Source organism: Vibrio hangzhouensis (genome assembly GCF_900107935.1).
Classification (GTDB): Bacteria; Pseudomonadota; Gammaproteobacteria; order Enterobacterales; family Vibrionaceae; genus Vibrio; species Vibrio hangzhouensis.
In genome coordinates this window covers 265,985-291,677 of record NZ_FNVG01000002.1, presented here as the reverse complement: position 1 = coordinate 291,677, position 25,693 = coordinate 265,985, and the positions used below count along the sequence as shown (strand labels likewise).

Annotated in this window: 23 protein-coding genes; 19 read left to right on the top strand and 4 right to left on the bottom strand. The window is 43.5% G+C overall.

Translation table 11 applies throughout. The annotated features are described in order from the left end of the window. The first annotated feature begins 155 nt into the window (after nucleotides 1-155). A complete protein-coding gene (locus tag C4S60_RS03185; RefSeq protein ID WP_103878878.1) occupies nucleotides 156-1,169 on the top strand; it encodes a LacI family transcriptional regulator in 1,014 nt (337 codons plus the stop codon). A gap of 135 nt (nucleotides 1,170-1,304) precedes the next feature. Here C4S60_RS03185 and C4S60_RS03180 read toward each other — a convergent pair whose 3' ends face one another. From C4S60_RS03180 to C4S60_RS03170, 3 genes are all read right to left on the bottom strand, one after another. After that, on the bottom strand, nucleotides 1,305-2,702 hold the full coding sequence (locus tag C4S60_RS03180) for a phosphohexomutase domain-containing protein (protein WP_103878877.1): 1,398 nt from the start codon (nucleotides 2,700-2,702) through the stop codon (nucleotides 1,305-1,307). 99 nt (nucleotides 2,703-2,801) lie between these two features. Further along, nucleotides 2,802-3,962, bottom strand: a complete 1,161-nt coding sequence (gene manA, locus C4S60_RS03175; protein WP_103878876.1) for a mannose-6-phosphate isomerase, class I — start codon at nucleotides 3,960-3,962, stop codon at nucleotides 2,802-2,804. Between the two features lie 92 nt (nucleotides 3,963-4,054). Continuing rightward, the gene (locus tag C4S60_RS03170) at nucleotides 4,055-5,074 is read right to left on the bottom strand and encodes a glycoside hydrolase family 130 protein (RefSeq protein WP_103878875.1); all 1,020 of its coding nucleotides are present in this window, start codon (nucleotides 5,072-5,074) and stop codon (nucleotides 4,055-4,057) included. Between the two features lie 401 nt (nucleotides 5,075-5,475). On the opposite strand from C4S60_RS03170, the gene C4S60_RS03165 reads away from it, so the two are divergent. The 6 genes from C4S60_RS03165 (at nucleotide 5,476) to C4S60_RS03140 (ending at nucleotide 12,144) form a co-directional block, all read left to right on the top strand. After that, nucleotides 5,476-7,134, top strand: a complete 1,659-nt coding sequence (locus tag C4S60_RS03165) for an ABC transporter substrate-binding protein (protein ID WP_244183007.1) — start codon at nucleotides 5,476-5,478, stop codon at nucleotides 7,132-7,134. 78 nt (nucleotides 7,135-7,212) lie between these two features. Next, on the top strand, nucleotides 7,213-8,202 hold the full coding sequence (locus tag C4S60_RS03160; protein ID WP_103878873.1) for an ABC transporter permease: 990 nt from the start codon (nucleotides 7,213-7,215) through the stop codon (nucleotides 8,200-8,202). Between the two features lie 14 nt (nucleotides 8,203-8,216). Beyond that, a complete protein-coding gene (locus C4S60_RS03155) occupies nucleotides 8,217-9,158 on the top strand; it encodes an ABC transporter permease (protein WP_103878872.1) in 942 nt (313 codons plus the stop codon). Continuing rightward, complete coding sequence (locus tag C4S60_RS03150) at nucleotides 9,151-10,128, top strand: ABC transporter ATP-binding protein (protein WP_103878871.1); 978 nt, start codon at nucleotides 9,151-9,153, stop codon at nucleotides 10,126-10,128. Before C4S60_RS03155 ends, C4S60_RS03150 begins: the two co-directional genes overlap by 8 nt. 9 nt (nucleotides 10,129-10,137) lie before the next feature. Further along, nucleotides 10,138-11,181: an ABC transporter ATP-binding protein gene (locus C4S60_RS03145; RefSeq protein WP_103878870.1), complete on the top strand. Its 1,044-nt coding sequence runs from the start codon at nucleotides 10,138-10,140 to the stop codon at nucleotides 11,179-11,181. 66 nt (nucleotides 11,182-11,247) lie between these two features. Further along, a complete protein-coding gene (locus C4S60_RS03140; RefSeq protein WP_103878869.1) occupies nucleotides 11,248-12,144 on the top strand; it encodes an ROK family protein in 897 nt (298 codons plus the stop codon). Between the two features lie 367 nt (nucleotides 12,145-12,511). Here the strand turns inward: C4S60_RS03140 and C4S60_RS03135 are convergent, their stop codons facing one another. Continuing rightward, the gene (locus C4S60_RS03135; RefSeq protein ID WP_208623234.1) at nucleotides 12,512-13,531 is read right to left on the bottom strand and encodes a phospholipase A; all 1,020 of its coding nucleotides are present in this window, start codon (nucleotides 13,529-13,531) and stop codon (nucleotides 12,512-12,514) included. A 579-nt stretch (nucleotides 13,532-14,110) separates the two neighbouring features. On the opposite strand from C4S60_RS03135, the gene nifH reads away from it, so the two are divergent. The 12 genes from nifH (at nucleotide 14,111) to nifS (ending at nucleotide 25,690) form a co-directional block, all read left to right on the top strand. Further along, nucleotides 14,111-14,986, top strand: a complete 876-nt coding sequence (gene nifH / locus C4S60_RS03130) for a nitrogenase iron protein (protein ID WP_103878867.1) — start codon at nucleotides 14,111-14,113, stop codon at nucleotides 14,984-14,986. A 54-nt stretch (nucleotides 14,987-15,040) separates the two neighbouring features. Next, nucleotides 15,041-16,504: a nitrogenase molybdenum-iron protein alpha chain gene (nifD, locus tag C4S60_RS03125; RefSeq protein WP_103878866.1), complete on the top strand. Its 1,464-nt coding sequence runs from the start codon at nucleotides 15,041-15,043 to the stop codon at nucleotides 16,502-16,504. An 85-nt stretch (nucleotides 16,505-16,589) separates the two neighbouring features. Continuing rightward, complete coding sequence (gene nifK, locus C4S60_RS03120) at nucleotides 16,590-18,161, top strand: nitrogenase molybdenum-iron protein subunit beta (RefSeq protein WP_103878865.1); 1,572 nt, start codon at nucleotides 16,590-16,592, stop codon at nucleotides 18,159-18,161. An 83-nt stretch (nucleotides 18,162-18,244) separates the two neighbouring features. Then, entirely contained in the window at nucleotides 18,245-18,463 is a 219-nt protein-coding gene (gene nifT, locus C4S60_RS03115; RefSeq protein WP_103878864.1) for a putative nitrogen fixation protein NifT, read from the top strand. Nucleotides 18,464-18,500: 37 nt separating this feature from the next. After that, on the top strand, nucleotides 18,501-19,157 hold the full coding sequence (locus tag C4S60_RS03110) for a NifB/NifX family molybdenum-iron cluster-binding protein (protein ID WP_103878863.1): 657 nt from the start codon (nucleotides 18,501-18,503) through the stop codon (nucleotides 19,155-19,157). 2 nt (nucleotides 19,158-19,159) lie between these two features. Continuing rightward, a complete protein-coding gene (locus tag C4S60_RS03105; protein ID WP_103878862.1) occupies nucleotides 19,160-19,432 on the top strand; it encodes a hypothetical protein in 273 nt (90 codons plus the stop codon). A 235-nt stretch (nucleotides 19,433-19,667) separates the two neighbouring features. After that, the gene (gene nifE, locus C4S60_RS03100) at nucleotides 19,668-21,122 is read left to right on the top strand and encodes a nitrogenase iron-molybdenum cofactor biosynthesis protein NifE (protein ID WP_103878861.1); all 1,455 of its coding nucleotides are present in this window, start codon (nucleotides 19,668-19,670) and stop codon (nucleotides 21,120-21,122) included. A gap of 1 nt (nucleotide 21,123) precedes the next feature. Then, nucleotides 21,124-22,491 (top strand): nitrogenase iron-molybdenum cofactor biosynthesis protein NifN, encoded by a 1,368-nt coding sequence (nifN, locus tag C4S60_RS03095; RefSeq protein WP_103878860.1) that lies wholly within the window; start codon nucleotides 21,124-21,126, stop codon nucleotides 22,489-22,491. Next, nucleotides 22,488-22,973, top strand: a complete 486-nt coding sequence (locus C4S60_RS03090) for a NifB/NifX family molybdenum-iron cluster-binding protein (RefSeq protein ID WP_103878859.1) — start codon at nucleotides 22,488-22,490, stop codon at nucleotides 22,971-22,973. Before nifN ends, C4S60_RS03090 begins: the two co-directional genes overlap by 4 nt. 15 nt (nucleotides 22,974-22,988) lie before the next feature. Continuing rightward, complete coding sequence (gene fdxB / locus C4S60_RS03085; protein ID WP_103878858.1) at nucleotides 22,989-23,288, top strand: ferredoxin III, nif-specific; 300 nt, start codon at nucleotides 22,989-22,991, stop codon at nucleotides 23,286-23,288. Between the two features lie 310 nt (nucleotides 23,289-23,598). Further along, nucleotides 23,599-24,477, top strand: coding sequence for a Fe-S cluster assembly protein NifU (gene nifU / locus C4S60_RS03080; RefSeq protein WP_103878857.1), 879 nt, complete (start codon nucleotides 23,599-23,601; stop codon nucleotides 24,475-24,477). Continuing rightward, nucleotides 24,470-25,690 (top strand): cysteine desulfurase NifS, encoded by a 1,221-nt coding sequence (gene nifS, locus C4S60_RS03075; RefSeq protein WP_103878856.1) that lies wholly within the window; start codon nucleotides 24,470-24,472, stop codon nucleotides 25,688-25,690. Before nifU ends, nifS begins: the two co-directional genes overlap by 8 nt. Nucleotides 25,691-25,693: the final 3 nt, after the last annotated feature.

The window sequence follows — 25,693 nt, the reverse complement described above, 5'->3', positions numbered from 1 at the left end:
TGCACATACAGTACCGCTATCGTAATCAAATGTTGCTTTATGGAGTAGTATGTATCTGATAAAATGAAAAGAGTTTACATGCATATCCAATGTCACTTTTTTATTCGAGCTTAAGTGAGAATTAAAGCAACGTTTTAAATAAAGGTAGTTATAGAATGTCGCGCCCCACTCTTAAAACCATTGTCGAAAAATCTGGCCTTTCTGTTGCCACTGTTTCACGTGCTCTGAAAAACGATCCAGCTGTTAGACCAGAGACAATTGAAAGGGTAAAAAAGATTGCACGTGAAATAAATTATAAGCCAAATAGTAGCGGGATTAGTTTACGAACAGGTAAATCATTTGTTGTTTGTGCCATTCTTCCAGTTTCTGGTCCAGGTGAGAACAACGGAGATATGGGAACTCTATCTTTAGTAGATGGGCTGACTACACCACTATTAGAAGCCGGATACCATTTAATGGTATTACCGGACTCTAGTTCTCAAAATTCAATAGAATTAGTAAAATATGTGGTTGATAAAAATTTGGCAGATGCTCTTATCATAAATAGGACGCTTCCAAATGATGCACGTGTTAGGTATTTAAACTCAGTTGATTTTCCATTCATCACTTTTGGTCGCACTGAGCTAAGTTTTGAGCATCCTTTTTATGATGTTGATAACTCAGATTTTACCTATCGTGCAGCAACAGAACTGCTGAAGAATGGTAGGAAAGATATTCGATTATTCATGCCCAATGAAAACTTTTCTTATACGGTGCATCAGTTTTCTGGATTACGTCGAGCTGCGTATGAATTTGGTATTGAAATTAGTATGGAAGAAAATGTGGTTCTTGAATCCGAAATATCTTCTTATCGAGAATTCGCCCGTAAACAATCGGCAGCTCCAAGTTGTGTACCAGATGGATGGATATGCGGAAGTGAGTCAATTGCGTTGGGGTTAGCCGCTGGATTTATTGATTCTAATATTGATATTGGAAGAGAGCTGGACATTGTAATGCTAGAGACGACAAGTATATCCAGAGATTTTACGTTTCCGGTTATTTCATATTTTCAAGATATGCATGAAGTAGGAAAAAATTTATCAAAGATGATCCTTAGTCGACTAAATAATGAAAAAGTAGAATGTTTGCAAAAGCTAGACGTTGTAAACGGCCCTTTTTTTAGAAAGTAAATAGAGTTGTTTAGCTTGATTATTTATGTGCACTTTTGATGGAAACCAACTGCCCATGAAGCATTGGGCAGCTTTGAATTGCAATTCATATCATTGATATATATAAAGGTATGGCTATATTAATTTACTGCTTTTTCACCCCTCAACGTTAATTCTTACGTTCAAGTGAGACAAAATTTCATCTGTTTTTTGTTTCATTAAAAGCAGGTCCGCTTTTGACTCAACATTTAACCTTGCAACTGGTTCGGTGTTTGAAAAACGAAGATTAAATCGCCAATCTTTAAATTCGCAGCTGATCCCATCGGTTTTGTCAATTGCAATTGCTTCATCTCTATAAATTGCAGTAATTTGTTCAATAGTTTCGTTGGTATTTTCGAGCCTTAAGTTTATTTCCCCTGATGCGGGATAGGCTGCAATTCTTTCAGCGACAGTTTCAGATAGTTTTTTGCCAGTTAAAGATAGAAGCTCTGTCACGAGAAGCCATGGAATCATGCCTGAATCACAGTATGAGAATTCTCGGAAGTAATGGTGTGCGCTCATTTCACCACCGTAAATAGCGTCCTCCTTCCTCATGCGTTCTTTAATAAATGCATGACCCGTTTTTGACAATATCGGTGTGCCGCCAACTCTATGTGCAATATCGACTGTATTCCAATATAGACGTGGGTCGTGAATAATCTTTGCCCCTTTTTCTTTGTGTAAGAATGCTTCCGCTAGCAATCCAACAATATAGTACCCTTCGATAAAATCGCCATTTTCATCAAAAAAGAAGCATCGGTCGAAGTCACCATCAAAAGCAACCCCCATATCTGCTCTAAACTTTTTTACGGCATTTGAGGTATCAGAGCGACATTCCGGAAGAAGTGGATTGGGGATCCCATTTGGGAAGGTACCATCTTCCGTATTGTGTATTTTAATAATCTCTAATGGAATGTTTGTCTTTTTGAACTGAGTCTCCAACTCGTCAATAACGTGCCCTGCGGCGCCATTTCCTGAGTTAACGACGATTTTCATTGGTTTTACATTTTTTGGGTAGATATATCCTAAAATATGACTAATATAGTCATTTAATATATGGCGTTTTTTATACTGACCTTGCTTGCTCACTGTTTCGAATTGGTTACGTTCTGCCAATAATTGAATTTGCCTTAGACCACTATCACCACTAATTGGTTTAGCTTCCTCTCTAACTAGTTTCATTCCGTTATAGTCAATAGGGTTGTGACTTGCTGTCACCTGAATTCCACCGTCTAATTTGAGGTTAAAGGTGGTGAAGTAGACCTCTTCTGTTCCGGTTTTCCCAATATCAATGACATTTATTCCAGACTCCATAACCCCTTTTGCAAGAGCTAGTTTTAGGACTTCACTTGTTAACCGAATATCTCCACCAACAACAACCGTTTGTTCTGTTTTATTATCATCTCGTAGATACTCCCCAAAAGCTCGTCCAATTCGATAAGCAATAGTTTCGTTTAGTTCGCAATCTAGTTTTCCTCGAATATCATAGGCTTTAAAACAATTTAGTTTTTCCATTTTCTATTGATTTCCTTGCATTACAGCTAGCATCTTAACAACTCTGTGTTCGTAAAGTCATCATGAGCAACATGTTATTATGGTTTAATTAATAGGTATCTATACAGATGCGTTTTTCAACTTATTGTATACACGCATGACTTTACCCACCCCTTCAATGAGCAACTGATTGGTGTTAGGTGTAGTAACAAAACTATCGCCTTGCTGTAGATGCTGTTTGTCACACTGAAGATCACCTGATATTACAAATAGAATTTCACCTGAACTTGTGGTCTCGAATGAAAAGGGAGCATTGTTGATAGTCAAAATTTCAATTTGATAATCTGGTGTTGGGACTGTTAGTTGCTGTGCTCCTACTTGAAATTGCACTTGTTCGATTCTAGGCAGGTAATGTTGAAAGGTTGTGATATTGAGTAGCTCCTCAATGTCTACGTGCTTGGGTGTTAAACCTGCGCGTAATACATTGTCAGAAGACGCCATTACCTCAATTCCTGTGCCATTTAAGTATGCGTGTGGTATGCCTTCTTTTATATAAAGTGATTCATTAGGGTTTAACGAGACCTTATTTAATATTAGTGCCATCAAAACGCCAACATCATTGCCATACTCTTCGGAGAGTAACGATATGGTATTGATCGCACTTAGGTTGAGTTTTTGTTTTTTACCAATGAGGTCATTAACAATACATTGAATAGTATTGGGGCTTCTAGAGAGTAACCATTGCATGAGTTTTTCCAGAAATTTATGCTCAGGTAACGTTGCTAGATTAAGAATCACTAAACTCAGGTGCTTGTTATCGATGGTAGTGACATCTTGAATAATGGCTTCTTTTGTTCTAAATCCAACTAATGCTTCAAAAGTTGTTAAAGCAATTATTGTCTCTGGTTTGTGGTTATTATCTTTATAGTTGCGAGTTGAGTCTGTAAGACCAATCCCCTTTCTGTTTTCGTTGAGAAAACCTTCTAATGCTTGCTCTTTACTTGGATGGACCTGTATGGAAAGTGGTGTATTTGCAGAAAGAAGTTTAACGATAAAAGGAAGAGCTTTTTGATCCTCATTTTGGTTTGCAAGAAAGCTAGTCAAGGATTCACCAGTTTCATCAATGAAAGACGGTAGTAACGGGTGACTGCTAATCCAGTATTCAGCCAGAGGCTCGTTTGTCGCTAAGCGAGCATTACGCAAAATTACAGGGATCGATGTACGAGTACCCCAATGATATCTTTGGATCTGATTTTTTAAGCGGTGAATCTTGTTTGACATATCGACTATTTCATTTTGTAGAGTTTTTCCATAAAATTATCCATGACGGACGCTCTTGTAGTGAAAGTATCCGTCATGGCGGTATATGTGGGCTAGTTTTTACAAGTCTTTAGATAGCTAAGCAACTCATTTAGATTGCACGTTGCCAGTCCTACATATTTATCAGCTGCACCATAATAAATGTGTAGAATCCCGTCGATTTCCACTTTGCCACAAGGGAAAATGCAACCTTCATACATACCTTCAAACTCATAATTGTCTTCAGGCTGCATTTGATAATCTTCAGAGCGGTGTAATACTTTTGTTGGGTCATTAAGGTCGAGTAGCATTGCACCGACACGATAATAGGTATCGGCTCCACGAGAGTGGTGTAGAATCAACCAACCGTCTTTGGTTTTCATTGGCGGTGTATTACCCCCAATTTTCCCACTTTCCCAATCATATTTCCCGCCCGCTAAAAATGTACTATCTCTCATAGATAACAGATCCTCACCAGAAGAAATCCACATTCCAGGGTGTTCGTTTTCAAACCCTTCGCCACACCATTCCATAGGTCTATGAATCATCCAGTACTTGCCATCAATCTTTTCTGGAAAAATCATCACATCTCGATCATCGACAGTTGGCTCAGTCAGTGAGCCAGCACGAATGAAGCTCTTAAAGTCTTGTGTTAACAGCAGGCCCGTCGCGGTGGCGTTTTCTCTAAGTAAGCGTGGGAAGTGCTCGGGACACTTAGGAGGAAAATAATTTCTATCTGCCTCATTTACCCAGTATTTTCCTGGTGGGAATGGACGGTAAGCATAAGTGATGTAGTACCAGTCATCCAATTTTATGACTCGGGGATCTTCTACACAGCCAGCATCCTGACCATCAATGCTTGGTGAGAACACGGGTTTGTCTGCTTCTCTAGAAAATGTTTTGCCTCCATCTGTGCTACGCGCCAAGCCAAAATATACCTTGTGTTCATCATCATTCCCGGCAGCACGATATAGCATTCGCACATCACCATTATCTTCCTTCCAAACGGCTGGATTAGTTGTGACAAGAGATTCCCACTCATTTTCTGGAGTAGGAGAGATAATTGGATTGCCAGAGAATCTTTCAAATTTCATTCTATTTTCCTTTTTGTAGATGCGAAATAATGTAAACGTTTATATTATTTATTTGCGATTAGGATTTGACAATGTGTAAATTCAGTTTTGCAATCATGATCACAGTAATTAATGGGTGGTAATAGATTGTAAGAGCTATAACATCATCACCGAACAATTAAAAGCCTCATATAAACAGTCACTTAGGTTGTAGATGGTGGTTTTGTTAAGCGTATTTGGTGATGTATATGCCTGATGTAGTTAGATGAGTTAAGGTCTAAATTAACTTAGATCACATATTTTCAGTCACATAGTTGAAGCTCTAAATGTAATCGTTTATATTTTTCGTTGAGTTAATAAACGATGTTTCGCTAACGTGAATTTATGGTTGATAGAAACTAGCACTAATTAAAAGGATGGAAATGATGTTTAAAAAATCGATAGGAATGATAGCTTTATCTGCTGTACTACTCGTTCCTGCTGCACAAGCTACTGATACACCAAATTTAAAAATATTGAATGAATTTTCAACAGGCTGGGTTGAGAACTTTAACCCTTGGGTAGGCGGTAGACAATCTAAAGACATGATATATGAACCATTAGTAATATTTAATTTGCTAGATAGTTCAAAAGTGCATTATTGGTTGGCCGAGTCATTTGATATGAGTGATGATTTAACTGCATTGACTGTTAATCTACGTAAAGGTGTTAAATGGTCTGACGGTGAGCAGTTTGATGCGGATGATGTTGTTTTTAGCTTTACCTATCCTTTAAGCCATCCAGAGATTGATATAAATGGAGTCGCAGGCAAAGTATCAAAAGTTGAAAAAATCGACGACTACACTGTAAAACTGCACTTAAAAAACCCAAATGCCTTTGCATATCGTGACGTTATTAATGAAACCATGTTAATGGTACCAGAGCATATTTGGAGTAAAATCGATAACCCAGCGCAAATCACCAATAAAAACCCTGTTGGAACAGGACCATTTACCGAAATTGAGCGATTTACGCCACAGGTATATGTTCAGTGTAAAAATGAGCTGTATTGGAATCCAGATTTGAGTATCGAGTGTGTTGAGTTCCCTCAATTTTCTACCAATGATGCTGCATTAGAAATGATGGCAAAAGGTCAAAGTGATTGGAATGGCATCTTTATCCCAGATATTGAGCGCACGTACGTAAGCAAGAATCCATCAAACAAATATTGGTTCCCATCGGGAGACGGCGTTCGTATTACAATGAACTTCCAAACACCAAATGAAGGAGCACAAAAAGCATTTAGCAATCTTAATTTCCGAAAAGCATTCAACTTAGCTATGGATCGTGAAGCTATGATGATGATCGGTGCATACGGATATGTTAAAGGTGGAAATCCAGCATCTGACCTCCCTCCTTCTCAATGGGAATGGCGAGATGAAGCCGCTGATCAAGAGTGGAACAAAATATTTAAATATGACATTAAAGCCGCAAAAGAACAGTTAGTTGCTGGCGGATTTAAAGATGTAGACAACGATGGGTTTGTAGAAAACCCAGATGGCAGCAAGCTTACTTTTGATATCCAAGTTCCTAGTGGTTGGACTGACTGGGTGAACAATGCATCTATTGCCGTAGAGGGACTTAGATTAGCAGGTATTGATGCAAATGTTATTACTCCAGAAACTAACGCATATGCAGAATCATGGAATACCGGAGATTTTGATGCTTGTTTCTGTGGCGGTTCTATCCAGTCATCTGTATGGAAGTTCTATGACTACACACTTCATTCTAAACATGCTATGAGTCCACAGTGGTGGTCTACATCTATGACCAATTATGTAAATCCAGAACTGGATAGCTTGATTGATAAGCTAGGTGTAACAAAAGAACTAGAAGCACAGAAGGAAATTTCAGCTAAGATTGAACGTATTCTAGCTAAAGAAGTCATCCACGTTCCTCTATATTATAACGGAATTTGGTACTCCTATAACGACAGCAGATTTACTGGTTTCTTCAGTGCTGAAAACCCTGTAGCTCACCCAAATCCGGCAGACAATGCAAATCGCCTTGTTCACTTAATGAATCTTAAACCTAAGAAATAATCTATAGCGCTTTGTGGCTTGTTTGAGCAAGCCGCAAAACTGTCGATTTATTAATTTGTTTTGTAACAGGTGTGATATATGAAATATATGCTCAACAGACTGAGCTTTTATCTATTAGCTTTTCTTGTCGCGGTAACAATCAACTTCTTTTTGCCTCGGTTAATGCCGGGAGATCCAATCCAATCATTTTTGGGTAGGCTCGCAAAAAATGGGGGGCAAATTACCCCTGAAACCATAGCAGCACTCGAAGCGTTATACGGATACTCAAGCACAACTCCTTTGTGGGACCAATTCATTCAATATCTAAGCAGTATTTTGGCTGGCGAATGGGGCATGTCGACACGTTTCTTCCAACCAGTATTTGATGTGCTAGGTCGAGGGATGATTTGGACGTTACTACTTGTCGGTTCTTACCTGATTGTCTCTTATCTAATTACAACATTGTTAGGCATTTATGTCGCTTGGAAGCGAGGCACGTGGACAGACTCAATTATTACAGTAGGCTCAGTTGTTATTTCATCCATTCCTTCTGTCGTGATGGCAATAGCCATGTACTTTATTTTTGCATCAAATCTAGAATGGTTCCCAACGGGTTACGCATATGAGCCCTCGTTAGATCCAAATTTAAGTTTTGAGTTTATTGGAAGTGTTGCATACCACTTGATTTTACCACTCTTGTGCATGGTTGCACTGGGTATGAACAATGTAATGGGGATGCGCTCAAATATGATTAACCAGTTGGGCGAAGACTTTATTGTTATGGGGTGGGCAAAGGGAGTTAAAGATAAAAAAGTAATGCTTCAGTATGGTGCACGAAACGCTATTTTACCGATGATCACTTCATTTGCGATGTCAGTGGGTGCGATTTTTGGTGGCTCGCTAATTATTGAAATCATCTTTAACTACCCTGGTTTAGGTCAAGTAATGTTTCAAGCAATGCTTGCTCGTGATTATCCATTAATTCAAGGGTATTTGATGATCATGACAATTATGGTGTTGGGCGCTAATTTTATCGCCGACTGTTTATTGTTCATTCTTGATCCTCGCCTCCGTACACAATTAGATTAATTTGGATAAACGACATGAAACTATTTAAAACTATAAAACAGTTTTTCCTTGATAACCCGAAGGCATTTATTGGTATCACCATCGTTACATTAGTGTGCTTGTTATGTATATGTGCACCGCTTTTAACAGATTACGTAGCGTCAGCTCGTGTAGGTCGACCACATCAGCCGCCAAGCGCTGATCATTGGCTGGGTACAACACGAATGGGACGCGATGTTTGGTCTCAAGTTCTTTATGGTGGACGAATTTCACTGTTAGTCGGATTCATTGCTGGAACGTTTGTAATCATTATGGCAATGATTGTCGGAGTAACATCCGGTTATTTTGGTGGCATTGTAGACAACACTTTGTCTCTGTTTACAAACTTAATAATGGTTATTCCAAGTTTACCATTAATGTTAGTGCTCGCAGCATTTCTTGGCCAAGTGTCACCACTAGTTATAGCAATTATCATTGGTGCCACATCATGGCCTTGGGGAGCTAGAGTCATTCGCTCTCAAACACTTGCCATTCGTAGTCGAGACTTTGTACATGCGGCAGAAGTGATGGGTGAAAAGAAAAAGCATATTCTGTTTGCTGAAATAATGCCCAATATGATGTCTATTTTGGCTTCGAGTTTTATAGGCACGGTAATCTACGCAATTATGACTCAAGCGACGCTTGAATTTATTGGACTAGGTGATCCTCTGAGCGTGACTTGGGGAAGCATGTTATATAACGCAGATCAGACTTCAGCAATACGAATTGGTGCGTGGTGGGAAATTGCTGCCCCTAGTGTAGCTTTAGCTTCAGTTGCTATCGGTTTGGCTTTGATTAACTTTTCAATTGATGAAATTTCAAATCCAAAACTTAAAGCTCAACGAATTATGGCGAAGTATTACCGCGAAAAGAAACAAGTCGAAAAGAAAAATCGAATCCAGCAAGCAACTAAAGATGGGCAGCTAACTCATGAGTAAACTTATAGAGATAAGAAATCTCAGTGTAGATTATGTAACGTTTGATGGGCGCGTCCGTGCAGTTAACGACGTAAGCTTTCATATCAACAAAGGGGAAATTGTAGGTCTTGCAGGGGAATCTGGCTGTGGAAAATCAACGATTGCTTATTCTTTGATGCGGCTTCATCGTCCACCCGCACTAATTTCAGAAGGTAAAATTCTATTTGAAGGTAGGGATGTTCTCGCAATGAACGAAGAACAACTGCGTAACTTTCGATGGAAAGAAACTTCAATGGTATTTCAAAGTGCAATGAACTGCCTCAATCCCGTCAAAACAATTGAATATCAATTTTGGGATATATTTGAAGCTCATGGAATGGTTAAAGACAGGAAAGAATCTATAGAGAAAGCCAAAGAACTTCTAAGAATAGTGGACATACCAACCGAGCGCTTGTTTGACTACCCGCATCAGTTTTCTGGTGGTATGCGTCAACGTGTGGTTATTGCCATGGCTTTAGCCCTGAAACCAAAACTTTTGATAATGGATGAACCAACAACCGCTCTAGATGTTGTGGTTCAGCGTGAAATTTTACAAAAAGTTTACCAATTAAAAGAGCAATTTGGATTTTCAATATTGTTTATCACACACGACCTAAGCTTAATGGTCGAGTTGTGTGACCGTATTGGGATTATGTACTCAGGTCAACTCGTGGAACTGGCTCCCTCGAAAGAGATTCTCAGCATGCCTTTACACCCATATGCCCATGGTTTGGGGGACTCTTTCCCTACCCTTCATGGGGAGTTACAAGAAATGAAAGGTATTCCAGGAACGCCTCTAGATTTAAAGAATGTCCCTGAAGGTTGTCGATTTGCACCACGCTGTTTCAAAGCGACAGAAAGTTGCAAAATTGTAGATCCAAAACTGATAAGTGTCTCTGAGAATCGCTGGGTAGCTTGTCATACACCATTAGAAATTCAAATCAATAATTAGGAGGGTTAAATGAACGTAACTACTATTGATAAACAGTCACATAATCTCTCCCTAGAAGAGTTCGAACGAAAATTCCCACTTATTTTAGAGGCGAAGAATCTTACTGTAGATTTTCGTAAAAAAGGCGAGTCATGGTTTGGTCCAAAACAGTATTTGAGGGCTGTGAATGGATTAGATTTCCAGCTACGCGCAGGTCGCTGTCTAGCGATTGTAGGGGAGTCAGGCTGTGGTAAAAGTACCAGTGCTAAAGTTGCAACTAAGATCCATAGTGCAACTGAGGGGGGGATTTACTTCCACGGAAAAAACATAGACAAAATCAAAGGGGGCGAAGAGCTAGACGCATACCGTAGAGATGTCCAAATGGTCTTTCAAGACCCGTTTAGCTCTTTAAATCCATTGCATACTATCCGTTATCATTTAACGCGTGCGCTGCGAATTCATCATGGACTCAAACCTGGCAAAGAGATGGATGAAGAGTTGGTGAAAATACTCACTAAAGTTGGTCTTACGCCAGCCCTAGAGGTGTTAGAAAAATTTCCGCACCAGCTTTCTGGAGGTCAGCGTCAGCGTGTTTTCTTAGCTAAAACCCTTGCCATTGGCGCAAAAGTTATATTGGCCGATGAACCAACTTCGATGCTGGATGTGTCCATTCGAATTGGCGTACTCAACTTGATGAACGAGATGAAACATGACATGGACAAAGCGTTCATGTATATCACGCATGATATTGCTACCGCCCGCTACTTTGCTGAAGACATAATCGTTCTCTATTCGGGACATATGGTGGAATGGGGCTCCACAGAAGCAATAACTCAAAACCCTCAGCATCCCTATACACAATTGTTATTGGCAGCAGTACCGGATCCAAGTAGAAGTATCCACGAGACTCTTCCTACACATCGTTCAATGGAAACACCAATGTGGTCTCCAGAGCATAAAGGCTGCCCGTATGCTTTACGTTGCCCACAAGTAAAAGCGCAATGTAAAGAGTACTTGCCAGAAGCGGTTGAGATAGAAGAAAACCATTTCACTCGCTGTCACTTGTTTGTTTGACTGTATTTACTCTGTAGGTTTCTGATTCTCCTAGAATTGAAACCTACAATTAGTGAAGGAAAAAATATGTTAGTCGGTTTAGATATTGGCGGTACAAAGATTGAAGTAAAGGTATTGAGTGACACAGGTATTGAGCTATTTGTTCGTCGAGTTGCTACTCCAAATAACTATGATGATTTTATAAATGTCGTCGCCCAACTTATCGCTGATACCGAAAAGGAAGTGGGGGCTTTTGCATCAATAGGTGCCGGTTTACCAGGCGCTGTGTCACCAGTGACTGGATTCATTCAGAACGCAAACAGTGTATTTCTAAACGGCAACGATGTTGTACGAGACCTACAGAAAATAACCAATAAAAGTGTATCAATAGCCAATGATGCCAACTGTTTCGCTCTATCAGAAGCAGTTGATGGTGCGGCTAAAGGTTCAAGTGTTGTTTTTGGTGCAATTTTAGGGACAGGCTGTGGTGGTGGTCTCGTCGTCAACAAAAATGTACTGACGGGGAAAAATGCCATAGCGGGTGAATGGGGGCATAATCCTTTGCCGTATTATGATCCAGCAATAGATGGCGATATTGGTACATGCTACTGTGGTCGAAAGAATTGCATTGAGCAATTTATTTCAGGGACAGGGTTTGCAGCGCAGCACAATCAAAAGAACCAAACTAAATTAAACTCTAAAGAAATTGTCGATTTAGCCATGAATGGGCAAATTGAAGCTAAAGCCTCATATGATTTACTCGTCGATCAAATGGCGAGAAGCTTTGCATTACTAACAAATATTCTTGATCCCGATGCGATAGTTTTAGGGGGAGGCATGTCCAATGTGGACAGTCTGTACTCGGACGTTAAACGTGCAATGAGTAACTATATTTTTGCTGAAAAGCCAAGTATACACCTAGTCAAAGCGAAGTTTGGTGATAGCAGTGGTGTTCGCGGTGCCGCATGGCTAAGTAGACGCTAAATATTGTTGTGATAAAGTGCCCTCTACACTCCGGTATAATAGATCAAACTTTATTGTCAACATTTCGTCATAGAATGAGGAATCTGACTAACTAAATGATCAAACCTAATCATACAAAAGTTCAAAATCCCACTAAGCTGAGGGGTTTTTTGATCAAACTTTTTTGTCCTCCGACAATCATGTCTGACAACTAACAAAGAGCTATAGCTTGTGGACCTCCTACTGAGTGCATCTTAGTAGGAGGTTTTGTTATGTTGGACGCAGTTAATCTACTGATTCTTAAAAAACTAAAAAATACGAGGTGAGAGATGTGCACTGTGGACATCGACCAGACGATAACAAGGGGCGTTAATCTTAGCGTCCCTGTTTAAAACATATTGTTGAGTGCGATGCCTATGCCCACCCGGGTCTGACTGTGGTTGTAGTCGATTAAGCTGTCACCATAGCCATTAAATAGTGTTACATATCCCTTGAGCTTTCCATAAAGTGGCGTAGTCAGATTTGCCTGGATGGCACCTTTACGGGTAGAGACATTACCGTGCATTTTCACACTGAGTTCATAGCGGCCAAAGTCATAACCCAACCCCCATTCCGCGTGCCCCATGTAATCTTCAATATCGGGGTTATCATCGCCTCCCGGTTCAGAGGGATCGCTTTTCATCTCCTCCGGTAGTCGATACCAAGGGCGGACAAAACCGACTAAATTACCTTGTTCGTAGATAAACTCGGCGAATACGCGATTCCACGAACGCGAAAGGGTACCAGAACGACCATTTGATTGATGCTCAATGCCGAGCATCAGTCCGGTATTTGCATCGTTCGGGTGCCAGTCTAATGGCATGATATAGAACAGCTCTGGCGTATAGTTGGTTTCTCTAAACGGGCTTGAGATTTCACTGGCGTAGACTTGCCACCAGGCTTCCAGCGTGAAGGCGCCGTAGAGGCGGTCGCCGTCGACAAAAAGAGACTGGTAGCTTAATGGAAACTTAAAGCTGAGCTGAAATTTAGCTTCGACATCTTTAAAACTATCACTATAGGCTTGATTGTCGCTATAGGCGTCCGGATTGATTTCATTGGTAGTGTAGACAGGGAGAATGTAGTTCATTTTATGCGCAGTAAGAACAAACTCCGACTGTTCGCTTTGCCTTTCCTGAAGGACGCGTTTGGCGATGACGCCAGCTTTGGCTTCCTTACCTCTAATGACAACCGAGTCATCTTCTTCCACTGACACTTCGGCAGCACATAATGCGCGAATTTCGCCTACTGTCACTTCTTCCTGGCTTATGGCTAATTGGCGTTCCGTACATTGCTGCATGTCGGAAGCGTAAATTTGGTGAGATAGGCACACACATAGGGAGGCGCCTGTCCAGAGGCTATAACGGTTCAATGTAATTCCATATCGTATCTAAATCCTTTGATGACAATATGTTAACAAATGTATCCTGTTATCGAAAATGAATATGTTTGCGGTAGTTGCGGTTTGGTCTGATTTAACACGTCGTCGCTTCCCATCCTTGTTTCAAAGCGACAAAAACAACATTCCCCTTGGCAAAGGGGATCCCATACAGCGCATTGTAAGAAGCAGTTACGTGGAGCCTGTTTAACTCTTCGCAATTACAACGCATAAGTTGGCGTTTATGCCATGGTCAAAGCACTAAACAAACCCACAGAGATGGTATGCCGAAAACTCAGTCGATCTATAAAATAGAGCGCTTTAGTTAGAGTTTACTCCTAGACTACACTTGGAAAAATGCCCTTCCCAATTACAAAAGGGTTGTAACAAACAATTTTGTTTAGTTACTGACATTTACTAAACGCATTGTCTGCCTTCACATCTCAGTCATCAAAGAATCGAATGCCATTTATTTTTTAAAATCAATTGGTTGTATGTATCTATCGTTAATGGCCTGCTTTTCGCAATACCTACCTCGAATTGTTTTCACATCATCCTATGGAGGGAATCATTATGACAATTCGTCAATGTGCAATTTACGGTAAAGGTGGTATCGGTAAATCAACCACGACACAAAACCTTGTCGCTGCTTTGGCTGAAGCGGGTAAGAAAGTCATGATCATCGGTTGTGACCCAAAAGCGGACTCAACGCGTTTGATCCTTCACTCTAAAGCACAGAACACCATCATGGAAATGGCGGCTGAAGCGGGCACAGTGGAAGACATCGAGCTAGAAGATGTGCTTAAAGTGGGTTATGGAGATGTTCGTTGCGTGGAATCCGGCGGCCCAGAGCCAGGTGTAGGTTGTGCGGGACGTGGCGTAATCACAGCAATCAACTTTCTTGAAGAAGAAGGCGCTTATGAAGATGACCTCGATTTTGTTTTCTATGACGTATTGGGTGACGTGGTGTGCGGTGGCTTTGCCATGCCGATCCGTGAGAACAAGGCAGAAGAAATTTACATCGTAGTATCTGGTGAAATGATGGCGATGTATGCTGCTAACAATATCTCAAAAGGGATTTGCAAATACGCTACGTCAGGGAATGTTCGTCTAGCGGGCTTGATTTGTAACTCGCGTAATACTGACCGAGAAGATGAACTGATTGTTGCTCTGGCAAATAAGATTGGTACGCAAATGATTCACTTCGTACCACGTGACAACATAGTGCAACGTGCTGAAATCCGCCGTATGACGGTGATTGAGTACGACCCTACCTGTAACCAAGCGGACGAGTATCGTACCTTAGCGCAAAAAGTAATCGCTAACGATATGTTTGTGATTCCGGAACCAGCAACAATGGATGAACTGGAAGACCTCCTGATGGAGTTCGGCATTATGGATGTTGAAGACGAAACCATCATTGGTAAGTCTGCTGCAGAAGTCGCTTAACGGCCACTTACCAGCAAAAATTCTATTCGCTAGTAAACCGTTTGGGAGGCAGAAATGTCACAAAGTAAACAAGAGAATCAAGCGCTCATTGACGAGGTGTTGGAAGTTTATCCAGAAGTTGCGAAGGCTGAGCGTGCCAAGCATCTTGGTGTAAATGACCAAGAAGGTAGTGGTAAGTGCGTTACTTCAAACCGAAAATCGCTACCTGGAGTCATGACCGTTCGCGGCTGCGCTTATGCGGGCTCGAAAGGGGTGGTCTGGGGGCCAGTCAAGGATATGATTCATATCTCTCATGGACCTGTCGGTTGCGGCCAGTACTCTCGTGGTGGCCGACGTAACTATTACACCGGCACGACAGGTGTTGATACCTTCGGTACATTAAATGTCACGACCGATTTCCAAGAGCGAGACATAGTATTTGGCGGCGACAAAAAGCTGACGGCGGCGATCGATGAACTGGAAATGTTATTCCCACTGAGCAAGGGTATTTCGGTTCAATCAGAGTGTCCTGTGGGTTTGATCGGAGATGATATTGAGGCCGTGGCGAAAATGAAAGGCGAGGAGATTGGGAAAACCATCGTGCCTGTTCGTTGTGAAGGTTTTCGCGGGGTTTCACAATCACTTGGCCACCATATCGCTAACGATACGATAAGGGATCACGTTCTATCCAAATCGGATGATAAAGAGTTTGAAGCGGGTGACTACGACGTTGCCATTATTGGGGATTACAACATTGGTGGTGACGCTTGGTCTTCTCGCATTATCTTGGAAGACATGGGGTTAAATGTTGTCGCCCAGTGGTCTGGTGATGGCACATTGCCCGAAATGGAAAATACGCCGAAGGTCAAACTCAACCTCGTGCACTGCTATCGCTCAATGAATTACATCGTTCGACACATGGAAGAGAAGCACGGTGTGCCCTGGATTGAGTACAACTTGTTTGGACCTACCAAGATTGAAGAATCTATGCGCAAGATTGCGGAGTTCTTCGATGACAAGATTAAGGCGCAAACCGAAGAAGTGATTAAACGCTATCGTGAGCAGTGGCAAGCAGTCATTGATAAGTATCGTCCACGTCTTGAAGGCAAAAGTGTCGTGCTTTATGTCGGTGGACTGCGACCTCGTCACATCATCGGCGCTTATGAAGACTTAGGGATGGAAATTATTGGTGCGGGTTATGAGTTTGCTCACAACGATGACTATGTAAAGACCACGCCTGAAGTGAAAGATGCCACGTTACTCTTTGATGACGCCACAGCCTATGAGCTGGAAGCGTTTATTAAGAAACTGAATCCAGATCTTGTGGGCTCGGGAGTGAAAGAGAAATACGTGTTCCAGAAAATGGGCTACCCGTTCCGTCAGATGCACAGTTGGGACTATTCCGGCCCATACCACGGTGTTGATGGTTTTGCGATTTTCGCTAGAGATATGGATTTGACGATTAACAATCCATGTTGGGGAGCCATCACAGCGCCGTGGAATAAAACGGAGGATGCGTCGCTAAAGCAAAGCGCATAAACCAATGGAATGGAGTGGTTGCGAGCAACCACAGTAGTTAACCGAACCGCTGTTCACAGATGAGTGACACGGTAGGAGAATACCTATGAGCCAGAAGATTGATGATATTAAAACCGGCTATGATTTGTTCAAACAGCCGGAATATCGCCAGATGTTCGAAAACAAGCGTAATACTCACGAAGATGCCGTGGATGCACAGAAGGTAAGAGAGACCTTCGAATGGACCACGACGGAAGAGTACAAAGAGATTAACTTCAGTCGTAAACACATCACGATTGACCCCGCAAAAGCCTGTCAGCCTTTAGGCGCGGTACTTTGTGCCCTTGGCTTTGAAAAAACACTGCCTTATGTCCATGGTTCCCAAGGGTGTGTTGCCTATTTTAGGTCCTATTTTAACCGCCACTTTAAGGAGCCTGTTGCCTGCGTCTCAGATTCAATGACCGAAGATGCGGCGGTGTTTGGTGGCCAAGATAATATCTTTTACGGATTACAAAATGCTTATGCGCTGTACAAACCAGAGGTAGTAGCGATTTCCACAACGTGTATGGCAGAGGTGATTGGTGATGACCTCAATGCATTTACCGGGAACGCCAAAGCGGGGGGCTTTATTCCAGAAGATTTACCTACGCCATACGCGAACACTCCGAGTTTTGTGGGTAGTCACTTAACTGGTTGGGACAACATGTTTGAGGGCTTCCTCAGCTACTTTACTCGCAAAGAGATGGAAGGGAAGGAGGTTGGTAAAAATGGCAAGATCAATATCGTGCCTGGCTTTGAAACCTATCTCGGAAATTATCGAGTCATCCGTCGAATGATGGCGGAAATGGACATTGATTATTCACTGCTTTGTGACCCTTCAGAGGTATTGGACACCCCTGCAGATGGTGAGTATCGAATGTATGCTGGTGGAACCCCAATCGCAGACGTTAAAGATGCGCCCAATGCCAAAGCGACCGTATTGTTGCAACCACAACATCTCATCAAGACGAAGAAGTTGATTTCTGGAACATGGAAACAGGACGTGCCTGATCTTGAAATCCCTATGGGCCTTGAGTGGACCGATAATTTTGTGATGAAAATGTCTGAATTATCAGGTAAGCCGATCCCCGATTCAGTCACCACAGAACGAGGTCGTTTAGTGGATATGATGACCGACTCTCATGCGTGGCTACACGGAGTCTCCATATCGCTATATGGGGATCCTGATTATCTGTTAGGCATGACGAAGTTTTTAACTGAATTGGGCTGTGAAGTGAAACACGTACTTTGCCACAACGGCAACAAGCGCTGGCGCAAAAAAATGGAAGCGCTTGTGGCGCAGTCACCATATAGCGCCAACGCGGAGATTCATGTGGGCAAAGATCTCTGGCATTTCCGTTCACTTGTTCTGACAGACAAACCCGATCTTATGATTGGTAACTCTTATGGCAAGTTTATCGAGCGTGATACCAAAGCAAAGGGAGAGGAATTCGAGGTGCCTTTGGTGCGCATTGGCTTCCCAATCTTCGATCGCCATCATCTGCACCGTGAAACCACGCTGTGTTACGAAGGAGCCATGTATATCTTGACGACGTTAGTCAATGAGGTCTTGGCGAAACTCGACCGGGAGACCAGCACACTTGGTAAAACGGACTTTGGTTTTGACTTAGTGCGCTAACTTCGCATATATCGGCTGGATAAGGTAGCAAGACTGCCTTATCCAGCCGTAAATTTTCTTAAGTTATATCACAGGGAACTAGTATGGCTAATGTAATGATTCAATACGATGAAGCGGGTGAGTTATCGCTTTACTTACCTAAAAAGGATCTCGAAGAGAAGGTCACGTACTTTGAGTTTGATGGGGCAGAGCGATGGGGCGGAGAGGTGCACCTTGCGAATGGTGCGATCTACTTTATCGAACCGATGTTAAAACCCCAATTACCGATCACGCTAAGAGCTAAGCGCTTGCAGGCAGCCTAGTTAGGATAATCCAATACGCAATTAACGAGGAATCAGCATGGATACAACTATTTCTCCACCAGCGGCGCTGCGTATCGCTATGGTATCTAAGTCATTACCATCAATCGAACTTAAAGCGTTGTTAGGTTTACTTATTCAACACGTTGGCTCACCAGTTACCGAGCACAAACTACAAATGATCTCTCCAAAATCTTTTAGGGTGATTGTGAATGCATTAGACAATAGTCTTTCTCGAAAGGAAGTGACGTCTGCGCTAGCGGTTCTTACCAACCAAGATGTTGGCTCGTTTGACGCCCCACAGATACCCAAAGAGCCACCGATACCGGGACCCAAACTACGCGTCGCTATGACATCGAACCAAGGAGAGATGCTAAACGGCCACTTTGGATCGTCGCTTCGAGTACTGGTATATGAGGTTAACGCGACAAGCTACCAGCTTGTTGATGTACTGCCTGTCGACAGTGAGTTAAAGGGCGAACGAAGAACAGAAATTCTTATAGGCAACATTGCCGACTGCCAGATACTGTTCACACTCTCTATTGGTGGCCCAGCTGCTGCTAAAGTTACCAGAGCGTATATCCATCCAGTAAAGAAAAAGGTGGCCGTCGAGGCCAAGGAAGTATTAACAGAGTTGAGTCAGGTTATTGGCAATGAGCCGCCTCCTTGGATTAAAAAAGCCTTGATCAAGGAGTAACTATGGAAACGGATAGGAGCACTCAGATAACTGCATTTATCAATGAGCTGCAAGCGCTCAAACCTTGTGACGTGATTACCATAAATGAGCTGCAGCAACGTTACCCAGATATAAAGTTAACGCTATGTTGGCAAGATGAAGTGGGAGAACGTGAGCCGTTTGCAATGCTTGATAATGCAGATGTTCACTTAGTCGCGTCTTCGCCGAATCAATGTAGCTGTTTAACTTTTGATATAGCAGCAACTACTGGGCTGCTGATCGCATTGCAAGACTGATTCTCATTTCTTCAATATTGCTTGACCTTTGCACACTGCCGATAGGTCAAGCAAAGGCAATGTGTGGAGGTGACTCCCTCATTGCCGACCCTTTCAAACTCTTTGTCCGTTTTACGACAATTGTCTACTTTAAAGTGGATGGATTTTTTTAAATCGTTTGTTTTCATATGGTTATGGAATGGTCTTTATTTTGCAATGATCAGCCTATTGAAGGTTAACTTTTGTAGGAGAACGGATGAAACGTTCTGAGATTAAATCATTTCAAGATGAGCCAGCTTGCGAACACAATCGAAGTGACAAGCAAGGTTGTGCCCGACCTGTACCTGGTGCGACGGCAGGTGGTTGCACGTTTGACGGGGCTCAGATCAGTCTACTGCCCATTGCCGATGTCGGTCATATTGTTCACGGTCCCATTGGTTGTGCGGGTAATAGTTGGAACAACAGAGGAACTCGTGCGAGCGGCAAAAATCTATTCCGTCTGGGATTTACCACAGACCTCAATGAACAAGATGTCGTCATGGGGCGGGCAGAGAAACGCCTTCTTCATGCCATTAAGCAGTTGGTAGAGACTTACCGGCCTCCAGCAGTTTTTGTTTACATGACGTGTGTACCTGCAATGGAAGGCAATGATGTCGATGGCGTATGTGCGCTTGCAGAGGAGCGCTTTGGTATACCAATTATTAATGTCGATGCGGCTGGCTTTTATGGTAACAAAAACCTTGGAAATCGCATTGCGGGTGAAGTGATGGTTAATCGGGTCATTGGTACCGCAGAGCCGCCACCAAAACCGCCCATGATCCACGATCCAAGCCGCAAGGTGTATGACATTGCGTTAATTGGTGAGTACAACATCGCTGGTGAGTTTTGGCATGTATCACCACTGTTTGAAGAACTTGGGCTCAGAGTTCTTTGTTGTATGGCTGGTGATACTCAATTCCATCAAATTCAAACCATGCACCGTGCTGAAGTCTCTATGGTGGTCTGCTCGAGAGCGCAAATCAATGTAGCAAGAAGGCTGCAGGAAAAATGGCAGGTCCCTTGGTTTGAAGGTAGTTTCTACGGCATTCAAGACACTAGTTTGGCGCTTAGAGAGTTTGCACGTTTGATAGGCGACAAGCAGTTGATCGCCCATACCGAGCAGGTAATTGCCCGTGAGGAAGCGCGAATACGGCATGAGTTGGAGCCTTACATTGAGCAACTGGCGGGTAAAAAAGCATTGCTTTACACCGGAGGAGTGAAGTCTTGGTCAATCGTTTCTGCGCTCAAAGAGCTTCGCGTTGAGACGGTTGCGACTGGCACTAAAAAGTCAACGCAAGCCGATAAGAACCGCATCACCGAAATCATGGGGGACGGTGCCGTTATGCTCGATGAAGGCGGGGCTCGGCTATTGCTTGATACATATTATCAACACGACGCAGACGTCATGATAGCGGGAGGACGTAATATGTATACCGCATTGAAAGCCCGCCTACCATTTCTCGATATCAATCAAGAGCGGGAGCACGCCTACGCGGGATATCAAGGAATGCTGCAGTTGGCAAAAGAGCTATGCCGCACCATTCACAGCCCAATTTGGCCTCAAGTGAATAGCATGCCACCTTGGGAGGTGATGCCAGAACCGATTAGAGCGACACAGGCGTCTTGCATTTTAGCTTCAAACCCCTCGGCCGCTGCGCCTCAAGGAGAGTGACATGACCAAGTTAACTAAAAACAACACCCCTCTAGCGACACAGCCATTAAAAACCAGCCCTGCAACGGGGGCGGCACTTGCCAGTTTGGGGTTTTATAGCAGTCTACCCTTGATGCACGGCTCACAAGGCTGTAGTGCCTTTGCAAAGGTCTATTTAATTCAGCACCTGCGAGAACCCATCCCCCTACAAAACACGGCGATAGACCAGATTGCCGCAGTTATGGGAAGTGATGACAATCTTAGGGATGCTTTGGTGTTGCTATGTGAAAAACACTCGCCAGAGCTTATTTGTGTTATGACCAGTGGTTTGACAGAGATGCAGGGAACGGACGTGGTGAGAGTCATTGCTGACTTTGCACGGCAACATCCCGAATATTCGCAAACGCGCGTGGTAAAAATGAGTACGCCGGACTTTGTTGGCACAATGCAGACGGGTTTCGCTCATGCAGTTGACAGTATCGTTCGTCAGTTGGTTCGCGAGCCATCTGTTATTAAACGTCAGAAGGCATTGGTCAATGTCCTTTGTTCAGTGGCGATGACAGCGGCTGATATAGAGACCTTAAAACGCTACCTGGAGGCGTTTGATCTTGAGGCGATATTTGCACCTGATTTATCAATGTCGTTGGATGGGCACCTGGATAAGGTAGATTTCTCCCCTTTCAGTGCGGGAGGGACTGCAGTGGCTGAGGTAGAGATCATGTCCGAGGCGGTGGCGACCATTTGTGTTGGAGAGTCAATGTTACCGACCGCTCGGTGGCTGGAGAAGCGATTTGCCGTGCCATTTCATTACACTGATCTTGCGATGGGAATGGAGGCGGCAGATGAGCTTGTTCAATTCTTGACACAACTTTCAGGCCGAAACGTACCGCACTGGATAACAAGAGCGCGTTCAAGGTTGCAAGATGCCATGCTTGATGCCCACTTTATTCTCACTGGGGCCAATGTAGTCCTTGGATTAGAGCCAGATTTAGCCGTGGGTTATACCAAGCTTTTGAACAGTATTGGTGCCAACGTAACCAGAGTGGTAACGACAATCGAAACAGAGGCGGTGAAGCACTTATCAGCCGAGGAAATCATCATCGGTGATCTCTCTATGCTCCTTCCTTGTCGTGGGCCAGTTTCGGCGGTAATCAGTAATACCCACGCAGCCCATATCTGTGAGCCTGACATACCCGTATTACGAGCTGGTTTTCCTTGCCATGACCGGTTTGGCAATATGGACGTGGAACAGTTTGGTTATGAAGGCAGTCGAAATCGTTTATTTGCTTTATCCAATTGCTTGTTGGCCAATCATCAAGATGAGGTGTTGCCCCATGTGAGTCAATATCGATTCGATGCCAGCGACGTGGTACCAAAGGGGGATAAATGACAGCGAAAAAACGCAAATTACACGTAGAACCACGACCAGATTGCTCTGACCTGCTCGTTAATGTCGCCTTTGCGACCTCTGATCGGCACAAAGTCGACCAACACTTTGGCAGCGCAAAGGGCATGCTGATTTTTGGGATAGGAAAGTCGGAGTGGCATTTGCTCGAAGCGATTGAATACCCCGATGTGCATTCGGATACACACCAAAAGTTGCCTCATAGAATCAGGGATCTAAAAGGGTGTGCGGCAGTCTACTGTGTCGCTTGTGGGGCATCAGCGGTTCGTCAATTACTGGGTGAGGACATTAGCCCAGTTAAGGTTGATTCGGGGCAAGATATCCACCGACTACTAAGTCAGTTACAAGCGCAACTCAAGGCCCGTCCAAGTGGATGGTTATTTCGCTCGGTGACAAAGCATAAGCAGCCAAAGTCAAACGAATCGGCGCAAAATCGACTTGAAGATTTAATGGATGAAGATTGGTAACGAAAGGAGACAAGCATGACTAATATTGTCGGCTATACCAAAGGCGGCTGCGAGTGGCACCCGCAATTTATTGAAGAACTCGATGCGGAAAGTTGTATCGGTTGTGGGCGCTGCTACAAGGTTTGTTCGCGAGATGTGTTCGATCTTGTGGAAAATGAAGATTCGGATGACGATGAGGATGATCTTTATGGCGATGAGTTCATGATGGTGATGACAATAAAGGATTCGTCAGATTGTATTGGTTGTGAAGCATGCGCTAAAGTCTGTGCGAAAAACTGCCACAGTTTTAAACCTGCGCCTATGCCCGTCGGCTAAAGCATCCTACGACCGTTTTTAGTGTATGAAAGCAGCGTGACTACGCTGCTTTTTTAATTTTGTCGTAAAAGCGACAAATCTCCCGGCCATCAGATTGTAGCGAAAGCGACAATTTGGCGTCCTTTCATACAAATACCGACAATACACAGCCCTGATAAAAGGGATGGTGACTTTATTTTCTTATATAACAATTAGTTAAGCTAGTGTTGAGAGTTGGTTCAAAGTTTGCAGACATACTTCACATCAGTGTGTAACTTGATGTTGATTCAGGTTCATACACCTCGGAGCAATGTTTTTGATGGGAGTGCGTATGTGGGATTATTCAAAAAAGGTTAAAGAGCATTTCTTTAACCCCCGTAATGCCAATTTAGTGAGTGATGCCAATGCCAAAGGGGATGTTGGTTCACTCAGTTGCGGGGATGCGTTGAGCTTGACGCTAAAAATTGATCCTGAAACAGAAATGATTGAAGACGCAGGTTTTCAAACGTTTGGTTGTGGGAGTGCCATAGCGTCGTCTTCTGCGCTGACAGAGATCATCATAGGTAAAACGGTTTCTGAAGCATTAGCCGTGACAAACAATGACATTGCGGAGTATTTGGATGGCTTACCACCTGAAAAAATGCACTGCTCCGTGATGGGGATGGAAGCGCTGCACGCGGCGGTTGCAAACTATCGGGGTGAGAAGCAAGCGGAAGCGCATGAAGAGGGTGAGTTGATTTGTAAGTGCTTTGCCATTGATGATCTTATGATCAAGCGAGTGGTTGCCGCAAATGGTCTCACGACACTTGAAGACGTTGTGAACTACACCAAAGCGGGAGGGGCATGCACCTCTTGCCACGAAAAAATCGAATGGGTGTTGGAAGAGTGCTTACAAGAAGCGAGTCAAGATACTGACGTGGAAGCTAAGGGAGCTGACGCCTCTGAAGATGACGTTCGGATAGCCATCATTGAGGAAGTTATCGCTAAGATGCGACCTAATATCCTTGCCGATGGCGGCGATATTGAGTTGGTTGATGTTGAAGACGACATGGTCTTTGTCAGCATGACAGGGAATTGCATGTCATGTGGGTTGTCTGGCCTTACGATCTCGAATCTTGAAACCAAATTGTCAGCTGCGTTAAACATGGCGGTGACTGTATTCCCGGTGACTGCGTCGGATATGAAAAAAGAGGCGACCCATAATGCATGATCTAACAAAAGAACTGGTCTATTTAGATAACAATGCCACTACTCGGGTTGATCCTGAGGTGCTATCTAGCATGATGCCATACCTAGAACATTATTATGGCAACCCTTCCTCTATTCATGCGTTGGGGGCCCAGGTGGGTAAGTCGTTACAGAGAGCTCGCGAGCAGGTACAATCATTGATTGGCGCGCAGTATAGCTCGGAAATCGTATTTACCTCCTGCGCAACGGAAGCGACGACAACTGCTATCCTGTCAGCCATCGAGGCGACGCCAGACCGGAAAACGATTATTACTTCGCGTGTCGAGCATCCGGCTACCTTAGAGTTGTGTCAGAACCTGGAACGTAAAGGGTACAAGATTGTCTGGGTAGGAGTCGATAATTTAGGTGAATTCGACTTCCCAAGTTACATCAAAGCCTTGAATGATGATGTCGCCATAGTTTCTATCATGTGGGCCAACAATGAAACAGGAACCATTTTCCCTGTTGAGAAAATCGCTTCTGCAGCAAAAACTGTGAATGCTCAGGTTCATATTGATGCGGTACAAGCAGTTGGGAAAATACCTGTTGACGTGAGCGGTATGGATATCGATATGCTGTCACTCTCCGGCCATAAGTTTCATGCGCCCAAAGGAATTGGAGCACTCTACCTTAGAAGAGGGACACGTTTTCGTCCGTTGATGCGAGGTGGACATCAAGAACGCGGCCGCAGAGCGGGCACTGAAAATGCGGCTGGCATTATTGCTTTGGGAAAAGCCGCTGAGTTAGCCGCACAGTCGGTAGTGGAGAACACTAATCAAATCGCCATGCTACGTGATCGCCTCGAGCACGGCATTCTGGCGCGCATTCCTAACACATTTGTAACCGGATCACCTTCGCTGCGTGTCCCGAACACGACCAATATCGCCGTTGAGTATATTGAGGGTGAGGCGTTGTTGCTGTTGCTTAATCAGCAAGGGATAGCGGCGTCGTCGGGTTCAGCATGTACCTCGGGTTCTCTAGAGCCGTCGCACGTCATGAAGGCAATGGACATTCCGTTTACTGCCGCACATGGCACGTTGCGTTTCTCATTATCAAAGTTCACTTCAGATAGCGATGTTGATCGAGTGTTGGACGTATTGCCGTCCATTGTCGAGCGACTGCGACAGCTTTCACCCTATTGGGACAGCCAAACAGGGCAACCGATTGAAGACTCTTTCGTCCCTGCATATGCATAAGGG

What these genes read in the sequence shown, in the direction of transcription:
- C4S60_RS03185 (WP_103878878.1), top strand. Translation starts at nt 156, where the DNA reads ATGTCGCGCCCCACTCTTAAAACCATTGTCGAAAAATCTGGCCTTTCT.
- C4S60_RS03180 (WP_103878877.1), bottom strand. Translation starts at nt 2,702, where the DNA reads ATGGAAAAACTAAATTGTTTTAAAGCCTATGATATTCGAGGAAAACTA.
- manA (WP_103878876.1), bottom strand. Translation starts at nt 3,962, where the DNA reads ATGTCAAACAAGATTCACCGCTTAAAAAATCAGATCCAAAGATATCAT.
- C4S60_RS03170 (WP_103878875.1), bottom strand. Translation starts at nt 5,074, where the DNA reads ATGAAATTTGAAAGATTCTCTGGCAATCCAATTATCTCTCCTACTCCA.
- C4S60_RS03165 (WP_244183007.1), top strand. Translation starts at nt 5,476, where the DNA reads ATGATGTTTAAAAAATCGATAGGAATGATAGCTTTATCTGCTGTACTA.
- C4S60_RS03160 (WP_103878873.1), top strand. Translation starts at nt 7,213, where the DNA reads ATGAAATATATGCTCAACAGACTGAGCTTTTATCTATTAGCTTTTCTT.
- C4S60_RS03155 (WP_103878872.1), top strand. Translation starts at nt 8,217, where the DNA reads ATGAAACTATTTAAAACTATAAAACAGTTTTTCCTTGATAACCCGAAG.
- C4S60_RS03150 (WP_103878871.1), top strand. Translation starts at nt 9,151, where the DNA reads ATGAGTAAACTTATAGAGATAAGAAATCTCAGTGTAGATTATGTAACG.
- C4S60_RS03145 (WP_103878870.1), top strand. Translation starts at nt 10,138, where the DNA reads ATGAACGTAACTACTATTGATAAACAGTCACATAATCTCTCCCTAGAA.
- C4S60_RS03140 (WP_103878869.1), top strand. Translation starts at nt 11,248, where the DNA reads ATGTTAGTCGGTTTAGATATTGGCGGTACAAAGATTGAAGTAAAGGTA.
- nifH (WP_103878867.1), top strand. Translation starts at nt 14,111, where the DNA reads ATGACAATTCGTCAATGTGCAATTTACGGTAAAGGTGGTATCGGTAAA.
- nifD (WP_103878866.1), top strand. Translation starts at nt 15,041, where the DNA reads ATGTCACAAAGTAAACAAGAGAATCAAGCGCTCATTGACGAGGTGTTG.
- nifK (WP_103878865.1), top strand. Translation starts at nt 16,590, where the DNA reads ATGAGCCAGAAGATTGATGATATTAAAACCGGCTATGATTTGTTCAAA.
- nifT (WP_103878864.1), top strand. Translation starts at nt 18,245, where the DNA reads ATGGCTAATGTAATGATTCAATACGATGAAGCGGGTGAGTTATCGCTT.
- C4S60_RS03110 (WP_103878863.1), top strand. Translation starts at nt 18,501, where the DNA reads ATGGATACAACTATTTCTCCACCAGCGGCGCTGCGTATCGCTATGGTA.
- C4S60_RS03105 (WP_103878862.1), top strand. Translation starts at nt 19,160, where the DNA reads ATGGAAACGGATAGGAGCACTCAGATAACTGCATTTATCAATGAGCTG.
- nifE (WP_103878861.1), top strand. Translation starts at nt 19,668, where the DNA reads ATGAAACGTTCTGAGATTAAATCATTTCAAGATGAGCCAGCTTGCGAA.
- nifN (WP_103878860.1), top strand. Translation starts at nt 21,124, where the DNA reads ATGACCAAGTTAACTAAAAACAACACCCCTCTAGCGACACAGCCATTA.
- C4S60_RS03090 (WP_103878859.1), top strand. Translation starts at nt 22,488, where the DNA reads ATGACAGCGAAAAAACGCAAATTACACGTAGAACCACGACCAGATTGC.
- fdxB (WP_103878858.1), top strand. Translation starts at nt 22,989, where the DNA reads ATGACTAATATTGTCGGCTATACCAAAGGCGGCTGCGAGTGGCACCCG.
- nifU (WP_103878857.1), top strand. Translation starts at nt 23,599, where the DNA reads ATGTGGGATTATTCAAAAAAGGTTAAAGAGCATTTCTTTAACCCCCGT.
- nifS (WP_103878856.1), top strand. Translation starts at nt 24,470, where the DNA reads ATGCATGATCTAACAAAAGAACTGGTCTATTTAGATAACAATGCCACT.